This is a genomic window from Spirillospora albida (genome assembly GCF_000718255.1).
In the GTDB taxonomy this organism is placed as follows: Bacteria; Actinomycetota; Actinomycetes; order Streptosporangiales; family Streptosporangiaceae; genus Spirillospora; species Spirillospora albida.
The window spans coordinates 61,544-79,016 of sequence record NZ_JOFJ01000019.1; the positions used below are offsets into that span (position 1 = coordinate 61,544).

At 71.8% G+C, this 17,473-nt stretch carries 18 protein-coding genes; 12 read left to right on the forward strand and 6 right to left on the reverse strand.

What is annotated here, in order from left to right:
- Nucleotides 1–108 precede the first annotated feature (108 nt).
- The 5 genes from IE99_RS0123125 to IE99_RS0123145 are packed head-to-tail and all read left to right on the forward strand — an operon-like array spanning nucleotide 109 to nucleotide 5,876.
- A complete protein-coding gene (locus tag IE99_RS0123125) occupies nucleotides 109–1,635 on the forward strand; it encodes an ABC transporter ATP-binding protein (RefSeq protein WP_030174702.1) in 1,527 nt (508 codons plus the stop codon).
- Entirely contained in the window at nucleotides 1,632–2,843 is a 1,212-nt protein-coding gene (locus IE99_RS0123130; protein ID WP_084219835.1) for an ABC transporter permease, read from the forward strand. Before IE99_RS0123125 ends, IE99_RS0123130 begins: the two co-directional genes overlap by 4 nt.
- On the forward strand, nucleotides 2,840–4,192 hold the full coding sequence (locus IE99_RS0123135) for an ABC transporter permease (RefSeq protein WP_030174705.1): 1,353 nt from the start codon (nucleotides 2,840–2,842) through the stop codon (nucleotides 4,190–4,192). Before IE99_RS0123130 ends, IE99_RS0123135 begins: the two co-directional genes overlap by 4 nt.
- Nucleotides 4,189–4,590, forward strand: a complete 402-nt coding sequence (locus IE99_RS0123140) for a cytidine deaminase (protein WP_030174706.1) — start codon at nucleotides 4,189–4,191, stop codon at nucleotides 4,588–4,590. The genes IE99_RS0123135 and IE99_RS0123140 overlap by 4 nt, the downstream gene beginning before the upstream one ends.
- Nucleotides 4,591–4,601: 11 nt before the next feature.
- Nucleotides 4,602–5,876, forward strand: a complete 1,275-nt coding sequence (locus IE99_RS0123145) for a thymidine phosphorylase (protein WP_030174707.1) — start codon at nucleotides 4,602–4,604, stop codon at nucleotides 5,874–5,876.
- Nucleotides 5,877–5,903: 27 nt separating this feature from the next.
- On the opposite strand, the gene IE99_RS0123150 is transcribed toward IE99_RS0123145, so the two are convergent.
- A complete protein-coding gene (locus IE99_RS0123150; RefSeq protein ID WP_030174708.1) occupies nucleotides 5,904–6,647 on the reverse strand; it encodes a TetR/AcrR family transcriptional regulator in 744 nt (247 codons plus the stop codon).
- A gap of 120 nt (nucleotides 6,648–6,767) precedes the next feature.
- Between IE99_RS0123150 and IE99_RS0123155 the strand changes: the two genes are divergently transcribed.
- From IE99_RS0123155 to IE99_RS0123170, 4 genes are all read left to right on the forward strand, one after another.
- Nucleotides 6,768–7,733, forward strand: a complete 966-nt coding sequence (locus tag IE99_RS0123155; RefSeq protein WP_030174709.1) for a daunorubicin resistance protein DrrA family ABC transporter ATP-binding protein — start codon at nucleotides 6,768–6,770, stop codon at nucleotides 7,731–7,733.
- Nucleotides 7,730–8,560 carry an ABC transporter permease gene (locus tag IE99_RS0123160; protein WP_030174710.1) on the forward strand — a complete coding sequence of 277 codons (831 nt, stop codon included), beginning with the start codon at nucleotides 7,730–7,732 and terminating at the stop codon, nucleotides 8,558–8,560. Before IE99_RS0123155 ends, IE99_RS0123160 begins: the two co-directional genes overlap by 4 nt.
- Before the next feature lie 332 nt (nucleotides 8,561–8,892).
- Nucleotides 8,893–9,942 carry a hypothetical protein gene (locus IE99_RS0123165; protein WP_030174713.1) on the forward strand — a complete coding sequence of 350 codons (1,050 nt, stop codon included), beginning with the start codon at nucleotides 8,893–8,895 and terminating at the stop codon, nucleotides 9,940–9,942.
- Nucleotides 9,943–10,045: 103 nt separating this feature from the next.
- On the forward strand, nucleotides 10,046–10,606 hold the full coding sequence (locus IE99_RS0123170; RefSeq protein ID WP_030174716.1) for a YdeI/OmpD-associated family protein: 561 nt from the start codon (nucleotides 10,046–10,048) through the stop codon (nucleotides 10,604–10,606).
- Nucleotides 10,607–10,888: 282 nt separating this feature from the next.
- On the opposite strand, the gene IE99_RS0123175 is transcribed toward IE99_RS0123170, so the two are convergent.
- A complete protein-coding gene (locus IE99_RS0123175; protein ID WP_030174719.1) occupies nucleotides 10,889–11,389 on the reverse strand; it encodes a hypothetical protein in 501 nt (166 codons plus the stop codon).
- A gap of 170 nt (nucleotides 11,390–11,559) precedes the next feature.
- Nucleotides 11,560–12,249, reverse strand: a complete 690-nt coding sequence (locus IE99_RS0123180) for a winged helix-turn-helix transcriptional regulator (protein ID WP_030174722.1) — start codon at nucleotides 12,247–12,249, stop codon at nucleotides 11,560–11,562.
- 88 nt (nucleotides 12,250–12,337) lie between these two features.
- On the opposite strand from IE99_RS0123180, the gene IE99_RS0123185 reads away from it, so the two are divergent.
- From IE99_RS0123185 to IE99_RS0123195, 3 genes are all read left to right on the forward strand, one after another.
- On the forward strand, nucleotides 12,338–12,703 hold the full coding sequence (locus tag IE99_RS0123185; RefSeq protein ID WP_030174726.1) for a DsrE family protein: 366 nt from the start codon (nucleotides 12,338–12,340) through the stop codon (nucleotides 12,701–12,703).
- A 96-nt stretch (nucleotides 12,704–12,799) separates the two neighbouring features.
- The gene (locus tag IE99_RS0123190) at nucleotides 12,800–13,891 is read left to right on the forward strand and encodes an adenosine deaminase (RefSeq protein ID WP_030174729.1); all 1,092 of its coding nucleotides are present in this window, start codon (nucleotides 12,800–12,802) and stop codon (nucleotides 13,889–13,891) included.
- Entirely contained in the window at nucleotides 13,888–14,499 is a 612-nt protein-coding gene (locus IE99_RS0123195) for a PH domain-containing protein (RefSeq protein WP_030174732.1), read from the forward strand. The genes IE99_RS0123190 and IE99_RS0123195 overlap by 4 nt, the downstream gene beginning before the upstream one ends.
- On the opposite strand, the gene IE99_RS0123200 is transcribed toward IE99_RS0123195, so the two are convergent.
- From IE99_RS0123200 to IE99_RS0123210, 3 genes are all read right to left on the reverse strand, one after another.
- Nucleotides 14,492–16,123, reverse strand: a complete 1,632-nt coding sequence (locus tag IE99_RS0123200) for a phospho-sugar mutase (protein ID WP_030174735.1) — start codon at nucleotides 16,121–16,123, stop codon at nucleotides 14,492–14,494. The two genes, IE99_RS0123195 and IE99_RS0123200, sit on opposite strands and share 8 nt — an antisense overlap.
- Before the next feature lie 7 nt (nucleotides 16,124–16,130).
- Nucleotides 16,131–16,931, reverse strand: a complete 801-nt coding sequence (locus tag IE99_RS0123205; protein WP_030174738.1) for a purine-nucleoside phosphorylase — start codon at nucleotides 16,929–16,931, stop codon at nucleotides 16,131–16,133.
- Between the two features lie 66 nt (nucleotides 16,932–16,997).
- Nucleotides 16,998–17,450 (reverse strand): gamma-glutamylcyclotransferase family protein, encoded by a 453-nt coding sequence (locus IE99_RS0123210; protein WP_084219839.1) that lies wholly within the window; start codon nucleotides 17,448–17,450, stop codon nucleotides 16,998–17,000.
- Nucleotides 17,451–17,473 lie beyond the last annotated feature (23 nt).

Below are 17,473 nucleotides of genomic sequence, written 5' to 3' on the forward strand. Positions count from 1 at the left end.
GGCCTGGCGTGCGCGTCACGCCGCGCAGCCGTCCCCGTGCTGCGCTGTCGCGACGCTTGTGCTGTCCAAGAGCTGTGCTGTCTTAATGACGAGGCAGGAGGAGGGCTCGTGCCCGATCAGGCGCCGGCCGTGCGGCTGACATCGATCACCAAGCGGTTCCCCGGTGTGGTCGCCAACAGCGACGTCAACCTCACCATCGAGCGTGGCGAGGTGCACGCGCTGGTCGGTGAGAACGGCGCCGGCAAGTCCACGCTGATGAAGATCCTTTACGGGATGCAGCGGCCCGACGAGGGCACGATCGAGATCGACGGCGAGCAGGTGTCGTTCAAGACGCCCGCCGACGCGATCGAGCGCGGCATCGGCATGGTGCACCAGCACTTCAAGCTGGCCGACAACCTGACCGTCCTGGAGAACGTCATCCTGGGCGCGGAGCCGAAGAAGCGGGGCCGGATCGACTTCGCCGCCGCCCGCACCAGGATCAAGGAGATGTCGGACGCCTACGGGCTCCACGTCGACCCCGACCTGCTTGTCGAGATGCTCGGCGTCGGCGACCGGCAGCGCGTCGAGATCCTCAAGGTCCTCTACCGCGGCGCCCGCGTCCTGATCCTGGACGAGCCGACCGCCGTCCTCGTCCCGCACGAGGTCGACGAGCTGTTCGGCAACCTGCGCGACCTCCGCGCCGAGGGCCTCACCGTCCTGTTCATCTCCCACAAGCTGGACGAGGTGCTGTCCGTCGCCGACGCCATCTCGGTGATCCGGCGCGGCACCACCGTCGCGACCCGCCTCGACCCGTCCGAGGTCACCTCGCGGCGCCTCGCCGAGCTGATGGTCGGCTCGGAGCTGCCCACCCCGGAGCTCCACGAGTCCACCGTCACCGAGGACGTCCAACTCGACGTCGGCGGCCTGACCGTCCGCAGTCCCGAGGGCCGCACCATCGTGGACGGCGTGTCGCTGCGCATCCGGCGCGGCGAGATCGTCGGGCTCGCCGGCGTCGAGGGCAACGGCCAGTCCGAGCTCATCGAGACGATCATGGGCATCCGGCAGGCCGACGCCGGGACCGTCGTCTACGGCGGCGACGACATCACCCAGTGGTCGACGCGGCGGCGCCGCGAGGCCGGCATCGCCTACATCCCCGAGGACCGGCACCGGCACGGGCTCATCCTCGAGGGCACCATCTGGGAGAACCGCGTCCTCGGGCACCAGACGCAGCGGCCGAACGTCCGCGGCCCCTGGATCGACCGGCGCGGCGCCCGCCGCGACACCACCCGGATCGTCCAGGAGTACGACGTCCGGACCCCCGGCATCGAGGTGCTGGCCGCCTCCCTGTCGGGCGGCAACCAGCAGAAGCTCATCGTCGGGCGGGAGATGTCCGGCGATCCGAAGCTGCTGATCGCGGCGCATCCGACCCGCGGCATCGACGTCGGCGCCCAGGCCGCCATCTGGGACCACCTGCGGCAGGCCCGCGCGAACGGGCTTGCCGTCCTGCTGATCAGCGCAGATCTAGAGGAACTCATCGGAATGTCCGACACCCTGCACGTGATCCTGCGGGGCCGGCTGGTCGCGGAGGTCGATCCGCGGACGGTCACCCCGGAGGAGCTCGGCTCCGCCATGACGGGCGCCGGAGGCACGCAATGAGCGAGCCGAAGGAGCCCGGGACGGCGGCGAAGCCGCCCGCGGCGCCGGAGCCGGTCCCGGCATGGCAGGCGATCCTGCGGGGCCTCGGCCCGCGCGGGCTCGGCCTGAAGATCGGCGCCCCCGTCCTGGCGCTGCTGATCTCCCTCGGCATCACGATGATCCTGCTGCGGATCACCGGCGCCGACCCGGTCAGCTCCGTGCAGAGCATGATCGATTACGGCACCACCGAGAACTCGATCGTCGACACCGTCAACCGCGCCACCCGCTACTACCTGTCCGCGGTCGCGGTCGCCATCGGGTTCCGGATGGCGCTGTTCAACATCGGTGTGGACGGCCAGTACCGGCTCGCCGCCATGCTCGCCGCCGCGCTCGGCGGCGCGCTCACCCTGCCCGCGCCGTTCGGGCAGATCCTCACCATCCTCGCCGCGATGCTGATCGGCGGCCTGTGGGCCTCGATCGCCGGCATCCTCAAGGTGACCCGCGGGATCAGCGAAGTGATCTCCACGATCATGCTGAACGCGATCGCCACCGGCCTGGTCGCCTACCTGCTGAACGACAAGCGGCTCGCCGACGTCCGGCCGGGCAGCAACAACGTCGCCACCCCGAAGATCCCCGAGTCGGGGCGGGTCGACCCGCTGAACGGGTTCCTCGCCTCCATCGGGATCGACCTGCCCGGCCGGATGTACGGGCTGCTGCCGCTCGCGATCGTCGTCGGCATCGTCTTCTACATCGTCATCAACTTCAGCCGGTTCGGGTTCGACCTGAAGGTGTCGGGCCTGTCCCCGTCCGCCGCGCAGTCCAGCGGCATCAGCGCCCCCAAGATGATCGTCGCCACGATGGTGCTGTCCGGCGCGACCGCCGGGCTGATCGGCATGCCGGAGTTGCTCGGCGAGTCCTACGAGTACTCGCTGAACTTCCCGGCGGGGCTCGGCTTCACCGGCATCACGATCGCACTGCTCGGCCGCAACCACCCGGTCGGCATCGCGCTCGCCGCGCTGCTGTTCGCGTTCCTCGACCAGACCTCCGACGTGCTGCAGGAGGTCGACGTCCCCAAGGAGATCGTGGGGGTGATGCAGGGCGTCATCGTCCTCACCGTCGTGATCGTCTACGAGCTGGTGCGGCGGTGGGAGATCCGGCTGCAGCAGCACACGGTGGCGGCCGAGCTGGCCACCGGACGCGACCTGGCCCGTGAGGAGAGTGCCTCGTGACCGCGACCGAAGCCGTCGCCTCGGTGCAGGCGAGAGTGACCCGCGGCCGGCTGCGCTGGCCGCACTACCTGCTGATCGGCGCGGGGCTGCTCGTCCTGCTGTCGTTCGTGCGGACGCTCGACGACGCCAACGACGTCACCTCCAGCGGGACGGTCAGCGCCTCGCTCCGGCTCGCCGTCCCGATCTTCCTCGCGGGGCTCGGCGGCCTGTGGTCCGAGCGCGCCGGCGTGGTCAACATCGGCCTCGAGGGCATGATGATCCTCGGCACGTGGACCGGCGCCTGGGCCGGCTACCAGTGGGGGCCCTGGATCGGCGTGCTCGCCGGCATCATCGGCGGTGCCCTCGGCGGGCTCCTGCACGCGTTCGCGACCATCACGTTCGGCGTCGACCACATCGTCTCCGGTGTCGCGATCAACATCCTCGGGCTCGGCCTCACCCAGTTCCTCGCCGGGCTGATCTTCAACACCGGCGAGGCGAAGGCGCTCGGCGGCGGCCCCCGCCAGTCGCCGCCGATCGACCCGATCGCGACGCTGACGCTGCCCGTCCTGTCCGGCGGGCAGATCGGCGGCTGGAAGAGCCCCGACTGGCTCGGCTCGCTGGAGAAGCACCACTGGTTCCTGGTCTCCGACCTCGCCGGCATCCTGCGCGGTCTGACCAGCGGCATGTCGCTGCTGACCCTCGTGGCGCTGCTGCTCGTCCCGGTGACGTTCTTCGTCCTGTGGAAGACCGCGTTCGGCCTCCGCATCCGCTCCTGCGGGGAGGACCCGTACGCCGCCGAGTCCCTCGGCGTGAACGTCTACCGGATGAAGTACGCGGCCGTCACGATCTCCGGTGCGTGCTCCGGCCTCGCCGGCGCGTTCCTCGTGACCGTCGCCGCGCCCCTGTACCAGGACGGCCAGACCGGCGGCCGCGGCTTCATCGGCCTCGCCGCCATGATCTTCGGCAACTGGCGGCCCGGCGGCCTCGCCGCCGGATCCCTGCTGTTCGGGTACACCGACGCGATGAACGCGCGCGGTGGCGGCGGCTCCGTCCACGCCCTGCTGCTGTTCGTGGCGATCCTGCTCGTCGGCGTGGCCGTGTGGCAGGCCGTCCGGGCCATGCGGATCCGTCCGCAGATCGTCACGGACGCCACCCGCCGCGAGATCCGCAACGCCTGGCTGGGCTCCGTCCTGTCCCTCGTCGCGGCGGCCGCCCTCCTGGTCTGGTTCCTCGGCAGCGAGGAGGTCGCGGGCGAGCTCGTCTCGTTCACCCCGCACCTCACGACGCTGCTCGTCCTGGCCCTGGCCAGCCAGCGCCTGCGCATGCCCGCCGCGGACGGCCTCATCTACCGCCGGGGGGAGGCCCGATGATCGACTGGGACGCCCTGCGCGCCGCCGCGCGGGAGGCGATGACCCGCGCCTACATGCCGTACTCCGGCTTCCCCGTGGGGGCCGCCGGGCTCGCGGACGACGGCCGGATCGTCACCGGCTGCAACATCGAGAACGCCTCCTACGGCGTCGGCCTGTGCGCCGAGTGCTCCCTTGTCTCCGCCCTGCACGGCCCCGGCAAGCCGGAGCGGCCGCGCCTCGTCGCGGTGTCCGTCGTCGACCGGCACGGCGCCCCCCTCATGCCGTGCGGGCGGTGCCGCCAGCTCCTCTGGGAGCACGGCGGGCCCGAGATGCTGCTGGAGACCGTCCGGGGCATCCTGCCCATGACCGAGGTCCTGCCGGACGCGTTCGGCCCCGACGACCTCATCGACCGAGCCTGAGGGGACCTTCCGTGGACGCCATCGATGTCATCCGCGCGAAGCGGGACGGCGCCGAGCTGACCCCCGCCCAGATCGACTGGGCGGTCGACGCCTACACGCGGGGCGCGATCGCCGAGGAGCAGATGTCCGCCCTCGCGATGGCGATCCTGCTGAACGGCATGACCCGCCCGGAGGTGGCCCGCTGGACGGAGGCGATGATCCGTTCGGGCGAGCGCATGGACTGGTCGGCCCTCTCCCGTCCGACCGCGGACAAGCACTCCACCGGCGGCGTCGGCGACAAGATCACCCTGCCGCTGGCGCCGCTGGTCGCCGCGTGCGGGGCGGCCGTCCCGCAGCTCTCGGGCCGCGGCCTCGGCCACACCGGCGGCACCCTCGACAAGCTGGAGTCGATCCCCGGCTGGCGGGCGTCGCTGTCGAACGAGGAGATGCTGGACGTCCTGCGCTCGACCGGCGCGGTCATCTGCGCCGCCGGCGCGGGCCTCGCCCCGGCCGACCGCAAGCTCTACGCGCTCCGCGACGTCACGGGCACGGTCGAGTCGATCCCGCTGATCGCGTCCTCGATCATGTCGAAGAAGATCGCCGAGGGCACCGGTTCGCTGGTGCTGGACGTGAAGGTCGGCTCGGGCGCCTTCATGAAGACCCCGGAGAAGGCCCGTGAGCTGGCCGAGACCATGGTCGCCATCGGCTCCGACCACGGCCTGCGCACGGTCGCGCTCCTGACCGCCATGGACCGCCCCCTCGGCAACGCCGTCGGCAACGCCCTGGAGGTCACCGAGTCGGTCGAGGTGCTGGCCGGCGGCGGGCCGTCCGACGTCGTCGAACTCACCCTCACCCTGGCGCGCGAGATGCTCGCCGCGGCGGGGATCTCGGGCAAGGACCCGGCCGACGCCCTCCGCGACGGCTCCGCCATGGACGTCTGGCGCCGCATGATCGCCGCTCAGGGCGGCGACCCCGACGCCCCGCTGCCGACGGCCAACGAGACCCACCAGGTCTTCGCGCCTTCCTCCGGCACCCTGACGAGGCTGGACGCGTTCGGCGTCGGCGTCGCCGCCTGGCGCCTCGGTGCGGGCCGCGCCCGCAAGGAGGACCCCGTCTCCTTCGGCGCGGGCATCACCTGCCACGCCAGGCCCGGCGACGAGGTCAAGGAGGGCCAGCCCCTCCTCACCCTGCACGCGGACGACCCGTCCCGCTTCGACCGCGCCCTGGAGTCCCTGGAGGGCGCCTACGAGGTCGAGGCGAGCGGCGCCCCGGACCTCCTGCCCCTGGTCATCGACCGCATCGCCTGACGCGTTCGGCCGCCCGCGCCGCCCCGATCAGAGATCGACGTGGGCGGCGAAGCCGTCGTGCAGCCGGGCGAGGCCGAACTCGAAGAGCTGCTCGTAGGAGAAGTCGAACGTGTCGTCGGCCAGGTCGGCCATGACGGGGTAGTCGCCGCTGTTCATGGCCTTCTCCAGGGTGGGCGCCTGCGCGGCCCAGAACTCCTCGGTGGTGACGCCGGTCCGGCGCTCGACGCGGCGCTCGTTGACGTACCTTCGCGCGACGCTCTCCACATGGTCGTTCTGCACGCTGATCATCATGAGGAGCGTCCGGTCGTCGATGCCGGACGGGCGCAGCAGGGCGAGGAGCCGGTCGAGCCCCAGCATCGACCTGGGGCCGAGCAGGGGGCGGCTCTGGTCGACGAACGGGTACCAGGGGTGGTCCAGGCACAGCCGCCAGTGCTGGCGGGCCGCCGCCGAGAGGATCTCCCGCCAGCCCCGGTCCGGCCCTCCGGTCTCGTCCGGGACGTCCATGACGTGGTCGAGCATCAGATCGAGCAGTTCGCTCTTGCCGGGGACGTAGCGGTACAGCGACATCGTCCCGACGCCGAGACGCTGCGCGATGGCGCGCATCGAGAGCGCCTCGAAGCCCTCCGTGAGGGCGAGCTCGTCGGCGACCTCGATGGCGGCCGCGACGATGCGCTCGAGGCTGAGCGCGGGCGGCCGTCCGCGGCCGGGGCGCGTCCGGCCGCCCCACAGCAGCTTCAGGCTCCGCCCCAGGTCCCGCTCGTCGGTCGTCATCCGTGCCCTGCTCTTTCCCTGTGTCGCCACCCGACGCTACCGCCCCGTCCCCGAGCCGCGTCCGCCCACTTAGAGTATGGTGTACGTTAAATAGCGTATGCCATACGCGAAGGGGCGACGATGACCGAGAACGCGATCCTCGCCGCGGGGATCCGCAAGAACTACGGAGAGAAACGCGCGCTCGACGGCTTCGACCTGGCCGTCCCGAAGGGCGCCGTCTACGGCCTGCTCGGTCCGAACGGCGCGGGGAAGACGACGGCCGTGCGCATCCTGACCACGCTCGTCCGGCTGGACGGCGGACGAGCCGAGGTCGCCGGGATCGACGTGGCCACCCGGCCCCGGCAGGTGCGCCGCCGGATCGGGCTGGCGGGCCAGCACGCCGCCCTGGACGAGGTCCTGACCGGGCGGCAGAACCTGCGCATGTTCGGCCGCCTGTACCACCTGGGCAAGAAACGGGCCGCCGCCCGCGCCGACGAGCTCCTGGAACGGTTCGACCTCGTGGAGGCGGCCGACAAGGGCGTCAAGGAGTACAGCGGCGGCATGCGCCGCCGCCTCGACCTCGCCGCCAGCATGATCCTGGCACCGGACATCCTCTTCCTGGACGAACCGACGACCGGCCTCGACCCGCGCGGCAGGAACGAGGTGTGGGAGGCCGTCCGCGCGCTGGTGGCGCAGGGCACGACCGTCCTGCTGACCACCCAGTACCTGGACGAGGCCGACCAGCTCGCCGATCACATCGCCGTCCTGGACCGCGGCCGCGTCATCGCCGACGACACCCCGGACGCCCTGAAGCGCCTGATCGGCGGCGACCGCATCGAGGTGGTGGTGCGCGACCCCGCCACCCTCCCCGCGACGGCCGCCGTGGTGGCGCGCGTCGCGTCCACCGAACCGCACATCGACGAGACCGCCGCCCGTGTCCACGCCCCGGTCACCGACCGGGTGGCCGCCCTGACCGAGGTCGCCCGCACCCTCCAGGACGACGGCATCGCGGTGGAGGACATCGGCCTGAGGCGCCCCACCCTGGACGAGGTGTTCCTGCGCCTCACCGGCCACACCGCCGACGAGGAGGAGAAGAAGAAGGCATGACCGCCCTGACGAAGACACCCGCCGACGAGACGCTCCGCGAGCGGTTCCGCTGGGCCGTCGCCGACTGCTGGACGATCGTCCTGCGCGGCCTGACCCACTACATCCGCCAACCGAGCAACATCGCCTGGCAGCTCGGCTTCCCCATCGTCTCCGTACTGCTGTTCGGCTACGTGTTCGGCAGCGCGATGTCCGTCCCCGGCGGCGGCGACTACCGCGAATTCCTGATGCCCGGCATGTTCGGCATGACGATGGCGATGGGCTTCATGAACACCTCCTACGTGGTCGTCTACGACAGCACGCGAGGCGTCACCGACCGCTTCCGCTCGATGCCCATGGCCCCGTCCGCCGTGGTGACCGGACGCGGCGTGGGCGACCTCATCGCCGCGACCGTCGACCTGACCGTCCTGGCGCTGACGGCCCTCGCGATCGGCTGGCGCTCCAGCGGCGGAGTCCTGGGGACCCTGGCGGCCTTCGGGCTGCTGCTCCTCCTGCGCTTCTCGCTGATCTGGCTCGGCGTCCTCCTCGGCCTCCTCGTCCCGAACGAGGAGGCCGCCGGCAGCCTCTTCGCGCTCGCGTTCCCCTTCGCGATGATCTCCAGCGCCTTCGTGGCCCCGTCCCTCATGCCGGACTGGCTGGGCACGATCGCGATGTGGAACCCGGTCTCCGCCACGGTCACGGCGTCCCGCGAACTCTTCGGCAACCCGGCGGCAGTGGGCGACACCTGGGTAGAGCAGAACGCCCTGCTGATGGCCGTCATCTGGCCGATCGTCCTCACGGCGATCTTCCTGCCCCTCGCCGTCCGCCGCTACCAGCACCTGAGCCGCTGACGAACGCGGCCGGCGAGCCCGGAAACTCACCGGCCGCGCCGTAGGGAGCGCCCTCAACCAGAGCCGCAACCTTTGTGCGCCGAATCACATGTGCTCGGGGAAGTGGTGATCTTCCGCGCCAGAGTTGATCTCGTTATCTTTGGCTGGCTCTGATCATGCTCATCACGTCCGTGAGTCCCTGTGCGTGATAGGCGCCCTGCAAATGCTTCGTACCAGTTCTCCCGACGAGGTCGTCAGCGGCGAAGCAGCCCGTCGGACTCGATGGGAAGACTGAGTCGCGTGCGGTCGGTCCCCTCAGGAGATCCGTCGCTCGATGGTTGGTGTTTCGCAATATGAAGAACCTTGTGCTCTTGGTGGCGTCCAGCGGGGTGCTGGCGACGGTGGCGGGGATGGCGGCCGTCCCGGCGCAGGCGGAGCAGGTGCAGATTCCGCAGCGGATCGTGGTGGATCCGGTGACGGTGCATAACTGGGATCAGGACATCACGGTGACCGGTCAGGTCCAGCAAGATCGCGGAGCGGGGTGGGTGGCGGCCCCGGCGGGGCTCGTGGTGCACTTCGACGACCCCAGGGCGGAACTGGACGCGACGGCGACGGTGCAGACCGGAGGGCGGTTCAAAGCCACATTCGATCCCGGGCCGGGCAACATCATCGCCCGGGTCGCAGGATATGGGCAGGTCCTGGAGACCTCGACTCGGGTCGTCGGCTGGTTCAGCCGGCTGCACATCGACCACGCGCGGGGCGATCAGGAGACCAATCCGGCCTACCCGTTCCGTGGCAAGGCGTTCGAGGTGCGCCGGACGCTGAGGGCGGCGCGCGGCGAGGTTCTGCCTGGACGGAAGGTCACGCTGTGGTTCGCGCCCAAGAGCACGGCCTACCCGAAGACGGGGTGGAAGCAGGTCGGTTCGGGGACCACCGACGCCAACGGGCGGGTGGTGATCCGGCTGACGGCGTGGAAGGACGGGTGGCTGCGCACCGGCTACGCGGGTGACGCCACATACAGCAAGGTCGACTCGGGGTACCCCTTCCGCTCGTTCTACCAAACCGCGATCACGGGCTTCAACGCCTCCCCGGAACCGGCGCGCAAGGGCCGGTACCTGACGCTCAAGGGCCGGCTGATGCGGTGGTCGGCGTCGACGGGCTGGATTCCCATCAAGAACAAGTGGGTCTCCGCGAAATACCGCCTCAAGGGGCAGACGACGTGGCGTGACCCGTACTGCTCCAACGGTGGCGACGCGACCGACGGTTCCGGATGGTTCCGGATGCAGTGCAAGACGCCCGCCGACGCGACCTGGATGGCGTACTACCTCAACCACTACGCCGGCCCGGAGAGCAACAAGACCGACTTCCCGGCGCGAGCCACCGACTACGTGGACGTCCGCTGACGGAACGGGAGCGTCGGCGCTCCGCGTCCCGCCGCTGTCAAGGAAGTGTCAGTACCGGCCCCTATCGTCGGGGGTATACCCCGAACCCGACGGAGGACCGGCGATGGCGCAGGACGAGCCGACACTGCACTTCCCGGACGTCGCCGGATGGGAGGCGTGGCTGGCCGAGCATCACGGGGACGCGGGCGGGGCCTGGCTCAAGATCGCCAAGAAGGGCGCGTCCGTCCGGTCGCTCACCATCGTGGAGGCACTGGAGACCGCGCTGTGCCACGGCTGGATCGACAGCCACCGCAAGGGCCTGGACGAGCACTGGTACCTGCAGCGGTACTCGCCGCGCCGCAAGACGAGCCCGTGGTCGCGGGTGAACGTCGAGAAGGTGGAGGCCCTGACCGCCGCGGGGCGGATGCGTCCGCCGGGCTTGGCCGCGGTCGCCGCCGCCCAGGCGGACGGACGCTGGGACGCCGCCTACGCCGCGCAGCGCGACGCCCCAGTCCCACCCGAGTTGGCAGCGGCTTTGTCAGCGAATCCACAGGCCGCCGCGCGGTTCGAGTCGCTCGACAAGACCGCGCGCTATCTCCTCGTGCTGCCCATCCTCAAGGCCAGGACGGACGCCGCCCGCGCCACGCAGGTCGACAAGGCCGTCACCGGCCTCTTCGGCCGGTAACGGGCCGCCTCGGGCCTGTCATGCGTCCAGGAGGGCCAGAGATCCAGGGTCTTGAGGCGGTCGGGGTCGGCTATGACGTCGATCGCGGTGATCGTGTCGTGCTCGATGGTGAAGGAAGGGGCCAGGCGCAGGTGGCCTCGGGGGGCCATGACCAGGCCTACGGCGCCGTTCACCAGGGCCGGGGCGGTGTGGGGAACGCGACGTCAGGGCCTCGAAGTCGCCGTCGCGGGAGGAAGGCATCACCGCCGTCGGCCGCAGCCGCCGGGTGCGGGATGCCCTGACTCACGGCCCGTCCTGCTCCAGCGCATCGACGAAACGTTCCGCTTCGGCGGGGCCCAGGCCGGTCTCGGCTCGGACCAGGGCGACCGCCGATGGCCGGTCCCCTGCCGCGGTGAAGCTCCGCACCCGTTCTGAGAGGGGCCTGCCGAGGTCTCCGACCACCGGCGGTTCTGCCGGCAGGACACCCGTCTGCAGTGCTTCGACGTACTGCCTGCCCTCGGACCGGGAGAGGCCGGCGGCCTTCCTCACGTGTTCGCCCGCCGCTTTAGGGTCGCCGCCGGCGACCAGGGCACGTGCCTGGTCCGCCACCTCGGGCGGCACCCGTTGCACGAGCAGTTCGAGCTGCAGCCCGTCGACGTACTGCTTGGCGGACACGAGGTCGGCTCCCGTCGCCTTTCGGACCAGCTTGATCGCGTGGATCAGCTTGCCTTCGACGACCAGCTCCATCGCACGCCGCCGGGTTTCGGGGAACACGCGACCGACCGGCGCCTGCCATTTCGCCACTGGTACTCCCATGCTCTCCGACCGGCCTTCCGCGCCGACTCTACAGGTGTCGATCCTCTGGTCGGCGGCCCCTGACGAGGTCGATACGGGCTCGGTCAGGGAGGACTCCGCCGTCGCCAGCAACGGCTGGAGGAGCCGGAATCGCGCGGCGGTGGATCAGCGCATGACGCCTAGCGGGGGAGGGGGTTCTCGGCGCGGGGGACGGGGGTGAAGGGGCCGACGAGCCATTCAGGCAGGGCCCGGCAGGCGGGGCGGTCGCCGTGCAGGCGGACGGCCTCGTCGCGGAGGGCCGTCGGCCAGGGCAGGTCGCCCGTCCAGACGCGGGTCAGGGTCGGGACGTCGGTGTCCAGCCACACGGTCACCGGGTGGCCTGGATCGACGTCGCACACCTCGGCGCCGCCGGCGCGGGACAGGACGAGCCACCAGCGGTCGCTGCCGGACGGCGCGTCCCGGAAGAGCACCTGGACGGTCGCCGCCTTCTCCGGCAGGCGGTCCGGGGAGGCGTTGCGGCGGATGTCGAGCATGAGCAGGACGGGGTCGAACTCGTCCGGGCGCAGGTTCTGCATCCACCGGACGCCCCAGGCGCCCATCTGCCTTAACACCGGCTCGAGCTCGCGGCCGGCCTCGGTCAGGCGGTAGCGGGGCTCGCCGTCGACCAGTCGGCGTTCCACGATCCCCGTCCGCTGCAGCTCGCGGAGGCGCGTGGCCAGCAGGGACGGCGACATTCGGGGGACGCCGCGCTGGATCGCGTTGAACCGCGCCTCGCCGTCGAGCAGTTCCCGGACGACGAGGAGCGTCCAGCGCTCGGCGAGGATCTCCGCCGCCCGCGCGACGGGGCAGTACTGGTGGTAGCGCTTCATGGCCCTCGTCCCCTCGGCACTACAGAAAACGTACTGGGCGCAGGCGAGCCCGTCACGCAGTCTGGGGCGGACACCGAGGAGGTATGACATGCCAGGCAAAGCAGTCGTCAGCCTGACGACGGGTATGGAGGACACCGAGCGCGTCACCGTGGCGTTCCTGGTCGCGGTCGGGGCCGCGGAGACGGGGCGTCCGACGCTGATGTTCCTGACGAAGGAGGCCGTGCGGCTCGCGCTGGACGGGGTGGCGACGGCCGTCGCGTGCGACGGCTGCCCGCAGCTCGCCGACCTCGTCGAGCGGTACGCGAAGGCGGGCGGGCGGTACTTCGTCTGCCCGATCTGCTTCGATGCCAGGAAGCTCGACAAGGAGCGGCTGATCGACGGCGCGGAGCTGGCCGGGACCATCCCCATGTGGGAGTGGATCGGCGACGAGGGCGCCACGACCTTCAGCTACTGATCCCGCCGGGCGCCGGCCCCTCGGCGGGCCGGCGCCGGGGACCGTGCCGGAGAAATGCGAGGTGAGAGTACCCGTCCGGGGCGGTAGTTTCAGAGGATGGACGATCGGCCGACGCTTGACGACATCCGGCGCGCACCCAAGGTGCTGCTGCACGACCACCTCGATGGCGGGCTGCGTCCCGAGACCATCGTGGAGCTCGCCCGGGACGCCGGGTACGGGGAGCTGCCCTCGACGGATCCGGACAGCCTGCGGACGTGGTTCGCGGAGGCGTCCAATTCGGGGTCGCTGGAGCGGTATCTGGAGACCTTCTCGCACACCGTCGGGGTGATGCAGTCGGAGGAGGCCCTCACGCGGGTCGCCTACGAGTGCGCCGAGGACCTCGCGAAGGACGGCGTCGTGTACGCGGAGGTCCGGTACGCGCCGGAGCTGCACACGAGCACGGGCCTGTCGCTGGAGCAGGTCGTGGAGGCCGTCCTGGCGGGGTTCGACCGGGGCGGGCGCGAGCACGGGATCCGGGTCGGGACCCTGGTGACGGCGATGCGGCACCAGGCGCGGTCCATGGAGATCGCGGAGCTGGCCGTCCGGTACCGGGACGCGGGGGTCGTGGGGTTCGATATCGCGGGCGCGGAGGCCGGGTACCCGCCTACCCGGCACCTGGACGCGTTCGAGTACCTGCAGCGGGAGAACGCGCACTTCACGATCCACGCGGGGGAGGGGTTCGGGCTCCCGTCGATCTGGCAGGCGATCCAGTGGTGCGGCGCCGACCGGCTCGGGCACGGGGTGCGGATCATCGACGACATCGAGACCGATGGGGACGTGCCGAAGCTCGGGCGGCTCGCGAACTACGTCCGGGACAAGCGGATCCCGCTGGAGATGTGCCCGACGTCGAACATCCAGACGGGCGCGGCGAAGTCGATCGCGGAGCACCCCATCGGGCTGCTGCGCGACCTCAGCTTCCGGGTCACGGTCAACACCGACAACCGGCTGATGAGCGGGACGACGCTGTCGGAGGAGTTCGCGAAGCTGGTGGAGGCGTTCGGCTACGGCTGGGACGAGCTCCAGTGGTTCACGGTGAACGCCATGAAGTCGGCGTTCGCGCCGTTCACCGACCGGCTGGAGCTGATCAACGGCGTGATCAAGCCGGGGTTCGCGCAGCTGCGGTGGAACAAGGCCCGGCCGGTCGCATGATCGACATCCGCGCCACCGGCGCACGCATCGCCGCGTACGTCTGGTTTGCGATCACCGTGCTGAACCTGGTGGACCTCGCCTTCGGGATCACCGGGACGGCGCGGCTGTCGGTGCTGTCGGTGTCGATCGCGGTGGTGCTGCTGCTGGGCTGCGGGATCGCGTACGCGGTCGGGCTGCGTCCGGCGATCGTCGGGGACGACGAGGGCGTCGTGATCCGCAACCCGCTGCGGGACACGCGGGCGCCGTGGCCGGCCGTCCGGGCGATCGAGGGCACGCATGTGCTCGCCGTGCGGTTCGCCGGGCCGGACGGGGCGGAGCGGAAGACGCGCGCGTGGGTGCATCAGACGTCGCCGCGCGCGCAGGCGAAGGCGGAGCGGCGGGCGGGCCTGCATGGTGGGCGGGCGCACCTGGTGCGGGGCCGCACGCCGGCGGGTTACGCGGCGGAGCGGCTGAACGACCTGTGGGACCGGCAGCGCCCCACGGGCCGGACCGCCGGGCCCGCGCCGACCGGGGCGGGGACCGTCACATGGTCGGTCCCCGCCCTGGCCGCGCTGGGCGTGCCCCTGGTCGCGCTGGCGGTGCTGGCGGCCGTCGCGGCCGTCAGCTGATCAGCGCGGCGAGCGCCGTGCGGAGCGCCTCCAGGGCCTGCGCGGCCCGGACGCGGGTCGCGGCGACGTCGTCGCCTTCGACGGGCAGGACGACCTCCAGGTAGCACTTCAGCTTCGGTTCCGTCCCGGACGGCCGGACGACGACCCGGGCGCCGCCGGAGAGGCGGAACCGCAGCCCGTCCGTGGCGGGCAGGCCGCCGGACGGCACGGCGAGGTCGTCGAACGCCTCGACCGCGTAGCCCGCGATGGACGTCGGCGGGGTGGCGCGGAACCGGGCCATCGCGGCCGTGATCAGCGACAGGTCCTCGACGCGGACGGACAGCTGGGCGGTGGCGTGCAGTCCGTACCGGCGCGCCTGGTCGTCCAGCAGGTCGAGGAGGGTGCGGCCGTCGCGGGCGGCCTCGGCGGCGAGGGCGGCGATCGCGAGGGCCGCGCCGATGCCGTCCTTGTCGTTGACGAGGACGCCGCGGTCGTCGCCGACGCTGTAGCCGAGGGCCTCCTCGTAGCCGAAGACGAGCCGGTCGCCGGGCGCCCCCGCCTTCATGATCCACTTGAAGCCGGTGAGCGACTCGGCGAACCGGACGCCGTGCGCCGCGGCGATCGACCGCAGCAGCGACGACGACACGATCGTGGTGGCGACCAGGCGGTCCTCGCCGGTGGTGTGCCGCAGGACGTGCTCGGCCAGCAGGCCGCCGACCTCGTCGCCGGTGAGGGCGCGCCAGCCGTCCGGGCCGGGGACGGCGACGGCGCAGCGGTCCGCGTCCGGGTCGTTCGCGATCAGCAGGCCGGCGCCCGTCTCGGCGGCCAGGGCCAGCGCCAGGTCCAGCGCGCCCGGTTCCTCCGGGTTCGGAAACGCGACGGTCGGGAAGTCCGGGTCGGGCTCGGCCTGTTCCGCGACGACGGCGGGCACCGCGAACCCGGCCCGGGAGAACGCCTCCAGCAGGACGTCCCGCCCCACGCCGTGCATCGGCGTGTAGACGATCGAGATGTCGCGGTCGGCGCCGAGGTCCAGCGACGACACGGCGTCCAGGTACAGGTCCACGGACGTGTGGACGGGCCATTCCGCGCCCAGCGGCAGCTCGTCGACCCGGCCGACCGCGTCGATCGCGGCGGAGATCACCGCGTCGGTCGGCGGGACGATCTGCGCGCCGTCCGCCCAGTAGACCTTGTAGCCGTTGTCGCGGGGCGGGTTGTGGCTGGCGGTGACCATGACGCCCGCGACGACGTCGTCGAACGTCCGGGCGAAGTGCGCGACGACCGGTGTCGGCACCGGATCGGCGAACACCTCGGGCCGCAGCCCCGCGCCGCTCAGGACGGCCGCCGTGTCCTGCGCGAACCGCCGGGACCCGTGCCGCGCGTCGAACCCGACGATCACCCGGCCGCCCGGCGGCAGGACGGCCGCGAGACCGGCGGCGGCTCGCATGACGGTCACCCGGTTCATCCGGTTCGGGCCCGCGCCGAGCTCACCGCGCAGCCCCGCCGTCCCGAACTCCAGCCGGGCGCCGAACCGGGCGGCGAGGGCGGCGTCGTCGCCCGCGTCCAGGAGCGCGCGCAGCTCGGCGCGGGTCCCGGCGTCGGGGTCCTGGGACAGCCAGTCCTCCGCGTACTCGCGAAGATCGCTCATGGCGTCCTCACACCTTGGCGAGGACGGTGCCGAGCAGCGTCCCCATCCGTCCGGCGGCGGCCCTGCCCGCGGCGAGGACCTCCTCGTGGTCGAGGTGCTCGTCCGACAGCCCGGCGGCGATGTTCGTGACGAGCGAGATGCCGAGCACCTCCGCGCCGCCCTCGCGCGCCGCGATCGCCTCCAGCACGGTCGACATGCCGATCATGTCGGCGCCCAGCGTCCGCAGCATCCGGATCTCGGCCGGGGTCTCGTATGTCGGGCCGCGGAACGCCGCGTACACGCCCTCCGCCAGCGTCGGGTCGGCGTCCTTCGCCAGCGCCCGCAGCCGCGGCGAGTACGCCTCGGACAGGTCGAGGAACGTCGCGCCGGTCAGCGGGTTCGCGCCCGACAGGTTGATGTGGTCGGAGATCAGCACCGGGTCGCCGATGCTCTGGTGCTCGGGCCGCAGCCCCCCGGCGGCGTTCGTGAGGACGACCGCCCGGACACCGGCCGCGAGGGCCGTGCGGACGCCGTGGACGACCGGGGCGACGCCGCGTCCCTCGTACAGGTGGGTGCGGCCGAGGAAGACCAGGGCGCGCCGGCCGCCCACCTCGACGACCCGGATCCGTCCCGCGTGCCCCTCGACGGCGGGCGGCGCGAAGCCCGGCAGGTCGGTCACCGCGATATCGGCGACCGGCGCGCCGAGCGCGTCGGCGGCCGGGACCCAGCCGGACCCCATCACCAGGGCGACGTCGAAGGAGTCGAAGGACGTGCGGGCGCGCAGCTCGTCGGCGGCGGCGCCGGCCTGTGCAAAAGCGTCGTTGCTCACATCGCGACACTACCGCCGGGTGTCCCCTGGTCAGGTGAACCCTCGGCCGTGATCCGGAAACTCGGGTCAGTCGCCGAGGGAGGCGCAGGGGCGGTTGCGCAGATCCTTGACGTAGTCGTCCGGCGCGCCCGCCCGCTCCGCCGCGTCGGCCAGGATGCCGAGGTAGCGCGCGGACGGCAGCCCGCCCTCGTAGTCGTCCAGGACGTACAACCAGCACAGCGCGTCACCGTCGAGGGTCTGCACCCGGACGCGGATCTTGCGGTAGACGCCGAGTTCGGCGCCCTCCCAGGCGTCGAGCTCCTTCTCGTCCCAGGCGGGCACGTCGTAGACGACGACGAAGACCTGCTCCTTCTCGTCCTCGACGACGGTCGCGAGAGCGCCCTCCCAGCCCTTGTCCTGCCCGCCGAAGGTGAGCCGCCAGCCCGTCAGCCAGCCGGTCCCCTGCATGGGCGAGTGCGGGGCCCGGCTCGCCATCTGGTCCGGGTCCATGTTGGAGGCGTACGCCGCGTACAGTGCCACGTTCGCCAAGGGTACGCCACGGA

Bases quoted from the DNA above. Each gene is read 5' to 3' on its own strand.
- IE99_RS0123130 (WP_084219835.1), top strand. From the start codon at position 1,632: ATGAGCGAGCCGAAGGAGCCCGGGACGGCGGCGAAGCCGCCCGCGGCG.
- IE99_RS0123140 (WP_030174706.1), top strand. From the start codon at position 4,189: ATGATCGACTGGGACGCCCTGCGCGCCGCCGCGCGGGAGGCGATGACC.
- IE99_RS0123150 (WP_030174708.1), bottom strand. From the start codon at position 6,647: ATGACGACCGACGAGCGGGACCTGGGGCGGAGCCTGAAGCTGCTGTGG.
- IE99_RS0123155 (WP_030174709.1), top strand. From the start codon at position 6,768: ATGACCGAGAACGCGATCCTCGCCGCGGGGATCCGCAAGAACTACGGA.
- IE99_RS0123160 (WP_030174710.1), top strand. From the start codon at position 7,730: ATGACCGCCCTGACGAAGACACCCGCCGACGAGACGCTCCGCGAGCGG.
- IE99_RS0123165 (WP_030174713.1), top strand. From the start codon at position 8,893: ATGAAGAACCTTGTGCTCTTGGTGGCGTCCAGCGGGGTGCTGGCGACG.
- IE99_RS0123170 (WP_030174716.1), top strand. From the start codon at position 10,046: ATGGCGCAGGACGAGCCGACACTGCACTTCCCGGACGTCGCCGGATGG.
- IE99_RS0123180 (WP_030174722.1), bottom strand. From the start codon at position 12,249: ATGAAGCGCTACCACCAGTACTGCCCCGTCGCGCGGGCGGCGGAGATC.
- IE99_RS0123185 (WP_030174726.1), top strand. From the start codon at position 12,338: ATGCCAGGCAAAGCAGTCGTCAGCCTGACGACGGGTATGGAGGACACC.
- IE99_RS0123190 (WP_030174729.1), top strand. From the start codon at position 12,800: ATGGACGATCGGCCGACGCTTGACGACATCCGGCGCGCACCCAAGGTG.
- IE99_RS0123195 (WP_030174732.1), top strand. From the start codon at position 13,888: ATGATCGACATCCGCGCCACCGGCGCACGCATCGCCGCGTACGTCTGG.
- IE99_RS0123200 (WP_030174735.1), bottom strand. From the start codon at position 16,123: ATGAGCGATCTTCGCGAGTACGCGGAGGACTGGCTGTCCCAGGACCCC.